The sequence below is a fragment of the Alcaligenes sp. LTN-3 genome, assembly GCF_059735605.1.
On record NZ_JCAPDN010000001.1, the window covers coordinates 136,732 to 149,674 of the forward strand.

Below are 12,943 nucleotides of genomic sequence, written 5' to 3' on the forward strand. Positions count from 1 at the left end.
GATGATAGCTAATTGATGTGCCCACGTTTGTCTGCAAAGAATATGCCTAGTGTCAAGAAAGTTGGTTCTCATTACATTTGAGAGTCAGAGTAGGACGGAAGCCTTGTAGAGCATTTTTCACAGGGTTTATCGGATCTTCACAGTACATTCTTAATTTTTTTGAGTTTATTGTTGTGGGGATTCAGGCCTCCATCAGGATATGGTTAAAACTATCCTGTTGGAATTTTTTCAAGAGGATAAGCCACTAATATAAAAAAATAACCTACAAAATGTAGGTTATTTTTTCTGTCACGGCGGAGTTATTGTAAATCTATTCTTTGGTTGAACTGGTAGGTATCTTTCAAGCATGAAACGACTCTACCGCTAATTTCACTCTAACCTTTGCTTATTTCAGTACAGTGTTCGTAGTGTGGATTGGCGCTAGGGGCAAGGGTTTTTACAGTCTTGTCTGGACCACATTAGCGTCTTTAGTCTTTTTGGATATGCTTCTAGTTTAGGTTACATCCTCAAGAGCAGGGAGGGAAAGGGCAGGATCGTCCTATTCCAAAACAGTCTAGAGGTATTCGGTGATAGCCAAGCTCGAAGTGGATTCGGATTTTTCAGGTGCCATCACTAAGCGGACTTACTCCTCCTAAATTACCTAGGTTGACATTGTTTAATATGAACCACGAATTTTGCTTTGGCTCTGAGGTCTTTTAAGCCTGATGGCTAGATGCTGGGGGGGGGGGGCGCGGTGTGGTTGATCGTATTTATTCTGATACTTTCATACAACGTAAGGTGTGTAGTTGAGCCATCTTCACACCTCATAAATTCGCGCACTAACAATAAGCGAAATCGTTCTTTTGCCCCTCAAGTTCTTTTGTCTATCCTGATTCCTCGATCTAACGGCTTATTCAGCCGCAAAAATAAACGAGGAATGCTCCATGTCGTTGACGAGAACTCTGCAGCATCTGGGCCTGGCCTTGGCCGCCAGCGTTGTATCTTTGACAGCCCAGGCCACCAGCCTGACGGTCGCCTATCAGACCATTCCCACTCCGTCGAACGTGCCTCAGGCAGACGGTGTTTATGAAAAAGAAACCGGCGCCAAAATCGATTGGCGCAAGTTTGATGGTGGCGCTGAAGTCATCAATGCCGTCGCTTCGGGCGATGTGCAGATTGCCTACTTAGGGTCCAGTCCCTTGGCCGCCGCGGCCAGCCGTAAATTACCCATCGAGACCTTCCTGATCGCGGCCGAACTGGGCACCAGTGAAGAGCTGGTTGTGCGTAACGGTTCGGGTATTCAGGCTCCGCAAGATCTTGTTGGCAAGACGATTGCCACACCTTTTGTATCGACCAGTCATTACAGTCTGCTGGCTGCGCTCAAGCATTGGAAGATCGACCCCAAGCAGGTCAACATCATTAATCTGACGCCAGCCAATATCGTAGCGGCCTGGGCTCGTGGCGATATTGATGGCGCTTATACATGGGACCCGGCCTTGAGTAAGGCCAAGGAAAGCGGCAAGGTGCTGATCAGTTCTGGGGAGCTGGCCAAGTTGGGCGCACCAACGTTTGATGTCTGGTTGGTGCGCAAGGATTTTGCGGAAAAACACCCGGATGTTGTGTCCGCTTTTGCTCGTGTCACTTTGGCTTCTTACCAGAGCTACACACGTGATCCTGCTGCCTGGGTCGCCAATGCCGATAACATCAGCAAGCTGTCCCGTCTGACTGGCGCGACACCTCAAGAAATCCCCAATGTGCTGGCAGGCAGCGGCTTTTTATCTGCGGCTGATCAGATCAAGACTCTGGGTCAGCCCACTGCCAAAGCCTTGGCCGATACCTCCGCCTTCTTGAAGGAGCAGGGCCGTATCGACGAGGTCTTGCCTGATTACGCGGGTTACACCACCAGCAAATATGTCGAGGCGGCTGCCTCGCAGGCCAAGTAATTCTGATGGCGCAGTTAACACTGAATCACGTCAGCGCACGTTATCCCGGCGCCGATCATCTGGCGCTGCGAGACGTATCGCTGCAATTGGGGCCGGGGCATTTGGTGGTGGTGCTGGGCCCCTCGGGCAGCGGCAAGACTACCTTGTTGAATTTGATTGCAGGCTTCACCTTGCCTAGCGCTGGAACGATTACCTTGGATGGCGAACCTGTGCGCGGCCCTGGGGCTGATCGCGGCGTGGTGTTTCAGGACGATGCCTTGTTGCCTTGGCAGACGGTCCTGGAGAACGTGGCTTTCGGTTTGACGTTACGTGGTGAGTCCGGGGAGCAGCGTCAGGCGGTGGCGCGTCATCAATTGGCTCTGGTGGGGCTGGAGGGTTTGGAGCAGCGCCGTATCTGGCAATTGTCTGGTGGTCAGAAGCAGCGGGTGGGGATTGCTCGTGCTCTGGCGGCGGACCCGCGTGTGCTCTTGCTGGATGAGCCTTTTGGGGCGCTGGATGCCTTTACCCGAGAGCAGGCTCAGACGCTTTTGTTAAGTGTCTGGCAGCGCAGCGCCAAGCCTGTTTTTTTGATTACTCACGATATTGAAGAAGCCGTGTTTCTGGCTACCGACCTGATCATTTTGGGCGGTACGCCTGGGCATGTGGTGGAGCGTTTAACGCTGGATTTTGGGCGACGTTACACCGATGGGCAGCCGGTGCGTCAGGTGAAGTCCTCGCCGGAGTTCATCGCGGCGCGAGAGAGCGTGCTGGAGCATGTGTTCTCGGCGCATCCGGTTGTGGCTTCGTCCTGAATTTAGGAGATTGTTCATGAAATCCTCTACCGCTGGCGAGGTTCTGCAAGCAGGCGATATGGCTGGTTTGTCGGGCGCTTCGTCTTTAAGCGTGGGTGGCGAGTCCAAGCCTCATCAGTCAGCGTCCACTAAGACTCGGCAAGTCTCTATTGCTGTGATCAGTTTGCTCACGTTAAGTGGGGTGTTGTTCTTGTGGTGGGCTGTCACCGAGTGGGGCTATGTGGATCCGCTGTTTCTGCCTTCACCCCAGGCTGTGCTGAGTCGTGTTTTTCGTCTGTTCTCGGTGGGCTATATGGATGCCACGGTCCAGCAGCATTTGGCGGCCAGTTTGTGGCGGATCAGCTTGGCATTGATTGCGGCTGTTCTGTTGGCGATTCCTACGGGTATCGCGATTGGCCGTAATCGTATTGCCCAGGGCATCCTGGATCCTTTGATTGAGTTCTATCGCCCGATTCCTCCGCTGGCGTATTTGCCTTTGATCGTGATCTGGTTTGGGATTGGCGAGCTGTCCAAAGTGCTGCTGATTTATCTGGCGATTTTTGCGCCGATCACGATTGCGACGGCGGGCGGGGTGCGTAATGTGGATCCGGTGAAATTGCGTGCGGCTCAATCTTTGGGGGCGACGCGTGCTCAGCTGCTGCGTTACATCATCTTCCCCAGTGCCTTGCCTGATATTTTGACGGGCCTGCGCATTGGGCTGGGAGTGGGGTGGTCAACCCTTGTGGCTTCGGAGCTGGTTGCTGCCACGCGTGGGCTGGGATTCATGGTTCAGTCAGCGGGGCAGTTTCTGGCAACTGATGTGGTGATGGCGGGGATTCTGCTTATCGCTTTGGTGGCGTTTGTGCTTGAAGTCGGCTTGCGTCGTTTACAGACCAAGCTTGTTCCGTGGCACGGGCAAGCGCGTTAACCCCCCCCCTTGTTTAGCGTGAGCACCGCAGCCTAAGCAGATTTAGCTAGTTCACACCGACCGGGTCAGCCCACCATCCACCTTGATGTTCTGGCCCGTAATATAGCCAGCTCCATCCGACAACAAGAACGCAATCGTTGCCGCGATTTCCTCGGCTTTGCCATAGCGTCCCATGGGTACGCTTTCTCGTCGTTCTGCGGTCGCGGGCAGGCTATCAATCCAGCCGGGCAGCACGTTGTTCATGCGTACATTCTTGGCTGCATAGCTGTCTGCAAAAATCTTGGTGAAGCTGGCCAGCCCGGCGCGGAATACGGCGGAAGTAGGGAACATCTCCGCAGGCTCAAACGCCCAGGCGGTAGAAATATTCACAATAGCCCCTCCACCTTGCGCGGCCATGATGGGTGCCACCAGGCGAGCTGGGCGCACGGCATTCAGAAAGTAGACGTCCATGCCTGTGTGCCAGTCTTCGTCGCTGATCTCCAGAACCGGGCCACGCGGGCCATGTCCGGCGGAGCTGACCAGGGCGTCGATACGCCCCCAGCGTTGCATGGTCAGGTCCACCAGTCGCTGCAAGTCTTCGTTGGATTGATTCGATCCTGTCAGACCTATACCGCCCAACTCTGTTGCCAAGGCTTCGCCCTTGCCGGACGAGGACAGGATGGCGACGCGGTAGCCATCTTGAGCCAGTCTGCGGGCCGCTGCGGCGCCCATGCCCGAGCCGCCTGCGCTAATAAGTGCTACTTTTTCTACAGTCATGAGAGTCTCCGTGTGTTGAGATTGATACTATTATTTCAGCCTGAAGCAGAAAAATCATGCGATAAATAAGCCTTCAAGGATGTAGAAAAACTACTGTCAAAAAGATGATGAAATCTCGCCGTTCCTTGCCTCCGCTCAATGCCTTGCGTGCTTTTGAGGTATCTGGCCGTCGTTTGAGTTTCCGTGCCGCAGCAGATGAGCTGGGCGTGACGCAAGGTGCTGTCGCTCAGCAAGTCCGGGCCTTGGAAGAACATCTGGGGCTGGCGCTGTTTCAGCGTCACCCGCGTGGCTTGCAGCTGACTGTAGCGGGCGCGGCCTATCTGGCCGAGGTGACTCGTGCTTTTGATACCTTGGCTGATGCAACAGGGCGCTTGTTAGTACGCCCCGATACGGTCACGATCAGCGTTACGCCTACGGTCGCTGCCAAATTACTGATTCCCCGCCTGGGGGATTTGCAGGCGGCCTTGCCTGATGTGGAGCTGCGTACCGTGGCAACGGAGGCCTTATCGGATTTTGAGCGCGATCAGGTTGATATTGCCGTGCGCCTGACTCGCCCGCCTTTTGCGGCGGACCTGGAGGCCCAGCTATTGTTTCGTCAGGATCTAGTGGCCGTAGCCAGCCCCCGTTTGGTGGGGAATGTGACGCTTCCTTTGTCCAGTGAACAACTGCGTGCCTTGCCTTTATTGCATGACGCTCAGGGGCATTGGGCTACCTTCTTGAAAACCAGCAGCAAGTTGCCGGGCGCAGTATTCAACCAGACCACGCTGGCATTGGACGCTGCGATGGCGGGGCAAGGTGTGGCCTTGGCGTGCAAGGCCTTTGTGGCAATGGATCTGGCCGCCGGGCGTTTGGTGCAGGTGGCGGAGGCAGGGACCTTGGGGCCGGATTTCTATCTGGTGCGCAAGCGCTCGGCCCCGGTCAGGCAGTCGGCCCAGGCGGTATGGGATTGGTGCTTGAACAGATTGTTGCCTTGTTAGTGTGATGCTCAACAGGTTCGAGTTTGTGCAGACAACCGTTTCGCAATACGCAGGCAGGTGCCCGTGAAACGTACGGTCTGGCTGTATTGGGGCTCAGCGTTTTTGGCCTTCCTGATGCAAAGGGCTAAACTGGCCGCACTTCTGGTGCAGCAGCACCCAGCTTTTTACAGGAAAAAAATATGAGCACACCGCTTCCCTGTCCTCAGTGCACCTTGGAAAATACCTACCATGACACCGAGCAATGGGTATGTGCCGATTGTGGCTATGAATGGCAAGACGCAGACCCGGCCTTGGAGTCTGAAACCGATGGTGATGAACTGATCGTTAAAGACAGCAACGGCAATGTGCTGGCCGCTGGCGACGATGTGATTCTGATCCGAGACCTGAAGGTGAAAGGTTCCAATACCTTGAAAAAGGGGGCCAAGGCCAAAGGCATCCGTCTGGTTCAGGGTGACCACGAAGTCGATTGCAAGATTGATGGCATTAGCTATTTGTTAAAGGCCATGTACTTGAAGAAAGCCTAAGCACTCAAACTTGGGTTTTTGGCAGGCGCAGCGTATAGACACGCTGCGCTTTTTTTATGCCTGCAGACAGGGGAAGGCATCCAGGCGACGGCAACCATTAGTCAGCGTATTAATGGCAGGTAGTAGCAAACAAGGCGTTGGGCGTGTATATAATAATGAGAATGATTATTAATTATATGTTTATCTGATTGTCTTTCTATGTCCAAGCTGACGGCGGCGTTCCTGACCCATTACCCGGATTTGATCCGCTATCTGCGCAGGCGTACGCATTGTTCTGAACTGGCGCAAGACTGCGCGCATGACACGTGGTTGCGTTTGTTGGAGAAGGGTAAGCAGGTTACGGCGGACAACCACAGAGCCTATGTGTTCAAAGTTGCTGCCAATATCGCGGCGGATTGGAATCGGCGTCAAACACGCGAGCAGGCTGCGTTCGATGGCTACGCCTTGAGTGTCGCCCATCACCATGCGCCGGATACGTACGAAGAAGTGCAGGCCAAGGAAACCTTGCAACGTCTGGAGCAGGCCCTGATGGCTCAGTCCCAGCGCAGCGTACGTATTTTTATGATGCATCGCTGTGAAGAGATGAGCTACGCGCAGATCGCCCAGAAGTTGTCGGTGTCCGAGAGCACCATTGAAAAACACATGATGCGTATTTTGCTGGTGGCGCACCAAGTCTTTAATTGCGCAGAATGAACGCGCCGCCAGATTCGGCCTGGAGCCGTGTGGATGAAGATGCCGCTCGCTGGGTGGTGCGCAAAGAAGGTGCCAAGCTAGAGCCGGACACCCTGGCTCAGTTCGATGCCTGGTATGGGGCTGATCCTTTACATGCTCAAACTTATGATGCCTTGGCGGCCAGTTGGCGGCGACTGGATCAGGTGTCGGTGCTGCCCATTGCCCGTAATAAGCGAAAATCCCGTGTCAAAACGCTGGCCAGTGCCTGTGTCTTGATGGGGGCGTCTTTTTACGCCTGGCAGATGTTTGAGCAGCAAGGTTTGATTAACAGTGGGGTAGAGATCACCCAATTAAGTCTGCCTGATGGCTCGGTGGCGATTCTGGACGCGCAGACCCGTGTGCGTCTGAATTTTGAACATGGCCAACGGCAGGTCAGCGTGGAGTCGGGACGTGCCTTCTTTCAGGTGGTGCCTGCCACGGCTCAGACCGGTCCGTTCACTGTGCAAACCGGCCTGGCGCAGGCGACGGCCTTGGGGACGCGCTACGAGGTCAGCTTTAACGATCAGGTCAGTACTGTGGCAGTGTATGAACATACCGTGCAGGTGCAGTGCCAGTCTTGCGATACGTCGCAGCCGGTGATCTTGCAGCCGGGAGACAGGGCCACGGTGGCGCACGGGCAATTGCAGGCGCAATTGGCCCAGTCTACGGCTTCCACACACGCGGAAGCGGCCCCGGCCTGGACGAATGGTTTACTGAGTTTTGATGATGTCAGCCTGCGGGAAGCGGCCCGTCAGTTGGGACAGTACACGCATCGCGTGATCTGGATGGGTAGCGAGAAGGCGGAGGCAACGCGGGTGTCCGGTGTGGTGCAAGCGGCTCGGCCAGCCGCCGCCCTGAACTTGCTGACCGTGGGGCAAGGCTTACAAATCAGGGAGTTGCCGGGGCTTATAGTTATTTACTAATGATAATTATTATCAATAAAAAAATACGATGGTCATCAGGGGTGAGGAAAGAGGGGTAGCACAGCGTCCTGAGGGTAGTTGTTTACATAGGATGCTCCATCATGAAGTGCGCTTTGCAGGACACGCCGCCTCTTTTTGCCATGCGCAGGCATGTTCGTTCCGGCGTGGCAACCGACTCTTTTTCTTCTTCCCAAGGCTCGCGCTTTAAGCAGGGGCAAGTGGCTATCTTGATGGCCAGTGTCTTGCTGCTGATGCAGCCCATGCAGGCGCACGCGGCCGGGCCGATCGTGCTGGATATGGCGTCTCAGCCTTTGGCCGATGCACTCTTGCAGATTGGCCGTCAAGCCCAGGTGGAGATCGCGTTTTCACCGGGGCAGGTTCGGGAAAAGCGCGCTGTAGCCTTGCAAGGTGAACTGACGGTTGAGCAGGCTTTGGATACCTTGCTGGCCCCTTGGGGACTGGCGGCCAGAGCTCAGGGCGATCAGCGTTATACGATTGTGACGGCCCCTGTTGCCAAAGGCTTGTCCGTGCTCGATCCCGTCCGTGTCCACGGGCAGCGCGTCGGAGAGCGCCGTTATTCCCGCGAAGAACTGGATCAACGCGCAGCGGGTAACCGTGATCTGTCCAGCCTTCTGGCCGACAACCCGGCTGTTCGTCAGAACGAAGCCGCAAAAACCAGTGCAAATCGTGGCTCTTTGGCGCTGGAAGATATCAGCTTTTATGGGGCCAGCCCCTTCCAGAATCAGTTCCAGATTGATGGCATCAGCTCCACCAATCAGATTGATCCGGCCAGCCGTAATTTGAACCTGCAGGTGGGCAACGTGCCCGCCTATGCTCAGGCCTACAACCTGGATACCCATATGCTGGAGAGCGTAACGGTGCTCGATAGCAGCATTCCCGTGGAGTATGGTCGCTTTACCGGGGGCGTGGTCGATGCCAAGGTGCGAGATCCCAAGGGTGATAACAGCTTTCGTGCAGACTTCAGCTACAACTCCTCGGGGCTAACGTCGCAGACTGTGCCCGAAGAGCAAAAGAAAAAGTTTGGGGCCGGTGAACCGGGTTTCACTCCTGCCTGGACCAAGCGCTTTTCGTCCGCCATGCTGGATGTGGGCATCACGGATAGCACCGCTGCCTTGATCAATGTGTCCCGGCGTGAGTCCAGCATTGATCGCACCATGCGCGTCTTGCACGAGAAGGAGTTTACCGATGTGAATACGAACTCCAAGGACCGTGTCGATAATGTGTTCGCCAAAGTTCATACCCGTTGGAGTGCCAGCACGGACTCCGCCCTGACCTTCAAGTACGCGGATCGGCGCGAGGACCTGGTGGATTCCGGCATCCTGGCCAATCGGGTTCAGTGGCAGCATCAACAGAAAGCCTATGGTCTGGGTTTCGATCTGAACCATGACCTTGGGTGGGGGCTAGGCCGTGTGCAACTGGGTTATGACCAGATGAACAGCTACCGTAATTCCGACGGCACGGAGTACATGGTCAATATGGTGTTTTTGCCCAATGGCCGACCAGACTACACCTATATCAGCGGCGGGTTTGGGCAGGAATCCACCGAGCAGCGCAACCTGACCTTGAAGTCTCGACTGGAGTTCAAGCCGTTCCAGACCGGGGCCATTGAACATACGCCTTATGTGGGTTTTGAGCTGGCCCACACCAAGGGAGAGTTTGTCCGTCATCAGGATGCGTATGGGGGGCAAAAACGTCATTACAGCGGCGGGCAAGCTAGCAAGGTCCAGACCTTGAACTACTACCGTGCTGGAGAGGTGGGAGTCAGCTATACCAATGCATCCGTTTATGTGTCGGATCGCCTGTCCTGGCAGAATCTGGCCTTGACCACGGGCTTGCGCATGGATAAAGACAATTACTTTGGCAACACCAATCTGGCGCCACGTACCTTGCTGGAATGGGATGTGCTGGGAGCAGGAGAAACTCGCCTGTCAGGTGGCTGGTCGCGTTATTACGGCATGGATATTCTTGGAACCGCCATGCGTGAGCGCAAGAGCCAACTACACACTTTGTTGGTGACGGGGGGCAAGCCGGTCGACCGGCCGTCGCACACGGCCTACAAGCTAGATGGGCTGAGAACACCGTATGACGACGAGTGGGCCTTGCGCTTGCAGCAGCAGTTATCAAGCAAGGTGGCCGCCGAGCTGGCCTATGTACGCCGTTATGGCCGTCAACAAGTCTCTCTCGAAGGGCTGGCCAAGACAGGCTACACCTACACGAACAACGGTAAGTCTAAAACGGATGCTTTTACCTTGAGCCTGATGAGCACGGCCCCTTGGACCTTGGGCGAGAGCCTGTGGACAGCGCGTGTGGATGTGACTTATCAGCACAGCAAGCGCAATAACAAGCTGGCTGACGGCTACGATGGCGAGGCCGAAGCACAGGAGGAGAACATCTATTACAACGGTGACCTGATACGCCGGGGTGATCGTCCAGTGGGGGATTACAACCTGCCTTGGCGAGTCAGTGCCGGTGTGACTGGTAGGTGGGCGCGTTATGGTTTGCAGATGAACAACCGGATCAACTGGAGCAGTGCGCGCATGGATGTGCATTATGTGGGTCTGAGTCAGGACGACGGACTGGAAAAGTATGAATCCGGTCGGGTCGGTTCCTATTGGACCTGGGATATGCGCCTGGACTGGGAGCCGGCCATGCTTAAAGGTCTGGGCCTGGGGCTGGATGTGCTGAACGTGCTGGACAAGCAAGCGCCCGTAGTGGTCTCGACCCCGACTTCGGTGCTGAACCCGAACCTTTATCGCACAGGACGAGAGCTGTGGTTGCGCGCTTCCTATCGATATTAAAAGGGGGGCGAGCAGGCGCAAGTTTGCTGATGGTGGCACTGGCAACCGTGCTGCCAGGAGCCGCTTGCGCGGCGGGGGGAGTGGAGACAGGAGCGGACCAGAAGCTTGGCTCAGGTTTAGCTTCTGCTCCTGTGCTCACTACGGGGCCTTCCGCGTCGGAGACAACAGAGCAATCCTGTGGAGCTAAGGACAGGCTGGAGGCCGAGTGTCTACGCATCCTCTATAAAAATGTCCCCGCTCAATGGCCTGCGCCCACTATTGATCCGGGGCAGCCCTGGCAAGAGTGGGGGCCCGTGCCGGGGCCGGGCTCCAGCGCCCAGCCCCAGGCGGCAGAGGATGCCAGGAACACACAGATTGTCTCCTTGGGTGCCCGGTTATTTTTTGATAAGCAACTGTCCCGCAAAAAGCAGATTTCTTGTGCGTCCTGTCATCAGCCGGACAAGTCCTTTACCGATGGCAAAGCCTCCGCCGTCGGGGAGGACGGCTTGATGGGCAAGCGCCGTACTCCGCCCTTGTTTGCTGCGCCGTTTGCCAAAGCTTTGTTCTGGGATGGCCGTGCCAACACCTTGCAGGAGCAAGTTGTTGGCCCTATTGAAAATCCGCTGGAAATGAACCATGCCTTGAGTGACTTGATGCCGCGTTTGCAGGAGTCAGAGGACTATAGACAGGCATTTCAACAAGCCTTTGGCGCATCCTCATCCAATCCCATCGACGCCGCGCGATTGGCCCGAGCCTTGGCCGCTTATGTAGTCACCCTCCGTCCGGCAGCAACGCGCTTTGATGACTTTATCGCCGGGGATACGGCCGCTTTGAATGATCAGGAGCTGATCGGCCTGCATCTGTTTCGTACCAAGGCGCGTTGCATGAACTGTCATAACGGCCCCATGTTGACGGACAACGGTTTTCACAATATTGGCCTGTCTTTTTATGGACGTCGTTTGCAGGATCTGGGGCGGTTCGAGTGGAGCCGAGACCCCGCTGATCTGGGCTTGTTCCGCACTCCCAGTTTGCGTAATGTCGCCAAGGCCGGTCCCTGGATGCACAATGGTTTGTTCCCCAGTCTGGACGGCCTGCTGCGTATGTACGATGCGGCAATGGGCCCGGACCCTAAAGAAACCGGTCCATTGGTGCCGCGCAAGTCTGAACGGATCCGGGAGCTGAACTTGAGTGACGAGGAAATCCAGGCTTTACGTGCTTTTCTGGAGGTCTTGTAGTGATCAAAGCAGGCCAAACCTGACTGGCGGGCACAAAAAAAACGATCGTGTTTACCACGATCCAGATTGCTGATGAACCCCACGTTTTTTGATTTGGGGTTTATTTTTTATTTTCGTTGCGACGAGCAGGAGTGGGCCAAGACACGACTGTTCTTGAAGGCCGCTTAGGTCCAGAGTTGAGCATACAGGGCCTCAATCTCTTCTTGAGACGCAAGCCGGGGGTTATTGTTGGGTGATCCTGAAGCCAGGGCTTGTTGGGCCATGGTTGGGCGTAGAGAGTCAAAATGTGATTGCTCAATACCGAGGGCACGTAGGCTGGGAACCTGCAAGTTCTGGTTAAGTTGATGTAATGTGCTCAGCAGTTTTTGATTGGCCAGGGTGTCGTTATCCTCAGGTGCAGCGAACCCTAAGGCTCGGGCACATTGTGCATAGCGTTCAGGGGCTGCCGGGATGGAGAAGGCCGTGACCGTCGGTAGTAGGATGGCATTGGACAGACCATGCGGAACATGAAAGAAGGCGCCGATGGGGCGGCTCATACCATGCACCAGTGCCACTGAAGCGGCAGAAAAGGCAACACCTGCCAGGCTCGCTCCAAGCATCATGGCTTCACGGGCAGGACGGTTTTGACCGTCCTGGTAGACTCGCTCCAGGTTGGGACCGATCAGGTTCATTGCCGCCAAGGCCTGGCTGTCACTGTAGGCATTGGCCTTGCGACTGACATACGCTTCGATAGCGTGTGTCATGGCGTCAATGCCGGTGTCGGCAGTCGTGCGCGGCGGGACTGTCAGAGTCAACTCATAGTCGATCAGCGCCGCGTCCGGTACAAAGGCCGGGCCAGTGCACAGTAGCTTTTCGTCGTTTTGTTCGTCGGTAATGATGGTGAAACGGGTGAACTCAGAGCCGGTGCCGGCCGTAGTGGGGATGGCAATCAGAGCAAGCCCTTTGCGGGTGACGTGGGCTGGAACGGCGTAGTCTCGGATCGTACCGCCATGACGGCTCAGAACGGAAATGGCTTTGGCGCTATCAATCGGGCTGCCACCGCCCAAGGCAATCAAGACATCGTACGTATCGCTGCTGGCTTGAACGACACCGGCCTGAATCGAGGCGGCGGTGGGTTCGGGGACAGTCTCGGAAAAGATATCGCAGTGTATGTTGTGCTGGGCCAGCAAAGTCTGGACCCGCTGTGGATGGCCTAACGAGACCATGGTGGGGTCGGTAATGAGAAGCGCTTTCTGGCAGTGCATCGAGCGCAGCAAATCGGGTAGTTGCTCTAGAACACCACCACCAATCAGTAAGCTGCCGGGTAAAGAGATCAAACTCATGACGGTCTCATTGTTGCGGGGTCTGGCGAGTTAAAAAACGATAGTGGCGAACCACTATCGTTTTCTGACTCATGAAC

At 55.6% G+C, this 12,943-nt stretch carries 11 protein-coding genes; 9 read left to right on the forward strand and 2 right to left on the reverse strand.

Annotated elements, in window-relative coordinates; all coding sequences use genetic code 11:
* Positions 1-923: 923 nt before the first annotated feature.
* Genes tauA through tauC form a run of 3 tightly spaced genes read left to right on the forward strand, consistent with a single transcriptional unit; the run spans position 924 to position 3,620 of the window.
* Entirely contained in the window at positions 924-1,922 is a 999-nt protein-coding gene (gene tauA, locus AC6I6N_RS00645) for a taurine ABC transporter substrate-binding protein (RefSeq protein WP_497942608.1), read from the forward strand.
* A gap of 5 nt (positions 1,923-1,927) precedes the next feature.
* Positions 1,928-2,713, forward strand: coding sequence for a taurine ABC transporter ATP-binding subunit (gene tauB / locus AC6I6N_RS00650; RefSeq protein WP_497942609.1), 786 nt, complete (start codon positions 1,928-1,930; stop codon positions 2,711-2,713).
* 16 nt (positions 2,714-2,729) lie between these two features.
* Positions 2,730-3,620: a taurine ABC transporter permease TauC gene (gene tauC / locus AC6I6N_RS00655; protein ID WP_497942611.1), complete on the forward strand. Its 891-nt coding sequence runs from the start codon at positions 2,730-2,732 to the stop codon at positions 3,618-3,620.
* 51 nt (positions 3,621-3,671) lie between these two features.
* Here the strand turns inward: tauC and AC6I6N_RS00660 are convergent, their stop codons facing one another.
* Entirely contained in the window at positions 3,672-4,376 is a 705-nt protein-coding gene (locus AC6I6N_RS00660; RefSeq protein ID WP_497942613.1) for an SDR family oxidoreductase, read from the reverse strand.
* 104 nt (positions 4,377-4,480) lie between these two features.
* Here AC6I6N_RS00660 and AC6I6N_RS00665 point away from each other — a divergent pair, with 104 nt between their 5' ends.
* The 6 genes from AC6I6N_RS00665 (at position 4,481) to AC6I6N_RS00690 (ending at position 11,544) form a co-directional block, all read left to right on the forward strand.
* A complete protein-coding gene (locus AC6I6N_RS00665; protein WP_497942615.1) occupies positions 4,481-5,353 on the forward strand; it encodes a LysR substrate-binding domain-containing protein in 873 nt (290 codons plus the stop codon).
* A 179-nt stretch (positions 5,354-5,532) separates the two neighbouring features.
* Positions 5,533-5,877: a zinc ribbon domain-containing protein YjdM gene (locus AC6I6N_RS00670; RefSeq protein ID WP_125277626.1), complete on the forward strand. Its 345-nt coding sequence runs from the start codon at positions 5,533-5,535 to the stop codon at positions 5,875-5,877.
* A gap of 198 nt (positions 5,878-6,075) precedes the next feature.
* On the forward strand, positions 6,076-6,570 hold the full coding sequence (locus AC6I6N_RS00675) for an RNA polymerase sigma factor (RefSeq protein ID WP_497942616.1): 495 nt from the start codon (positions 6,076-6,078) through the stop codon (positions 6,568-6,570).
* Positions 6,567-7,511, forward strand: coding sequence for a FecR family protein (locus tag AC6I6N_RS00680; protein WP_497942617.1), 945 nt, complete (start codon positions 6,567-6,569; stop codon positions 7,509-7,511). The genes AC6I6N_RS00675 and AC6I6N_RS00680 overlap by 4 nt, the downstream gene beginning before the upstream one ends.
* A 101-nt stretch (positions 7,512-7,612) precedes the next feature.
* A complete protein-coding gene (locus AC6I6N_RS00685) occupies positions 7,613-10,330 on the forward strand; it encodes a secretin and TonB N-terminal domain-containing protein (protein WP_497942618.1) in 2,718 nt (905 codons plus the stop codon).
* Between the two features lie 29 nt (positions 10,331-10,359).
* A complete protein-coding gene (locus tag AC6I6N_RS00690) occupies positions 10,360-11,544 on the forward strand; it encodes a cytochrome-c peroxidase (RefSeq protein WP_497942621.1) in 1,185 nt (394 codons plus the stop codon).
* 164 nt (positions 11,545-11,708) lie between these two features.
* On the opposite strand, the gene AC6I6N_RS00695 is transcribed toward AC6I6N_RS00690, so the two are convergent.
* Complete coding sequence (locus tag AC6I6N_RS00695; RefSeq protein ID WP_230018675.1) at positions 11,709-12,866, reverse strand: iron-containing alcohol dehydrogenase; 1,158 nt, start codon at positions 12,864-12,866, stop codon at positions 11,709-11,711.
* Positions 12,867-12,943: the final 77 nt, after the last annotated feature.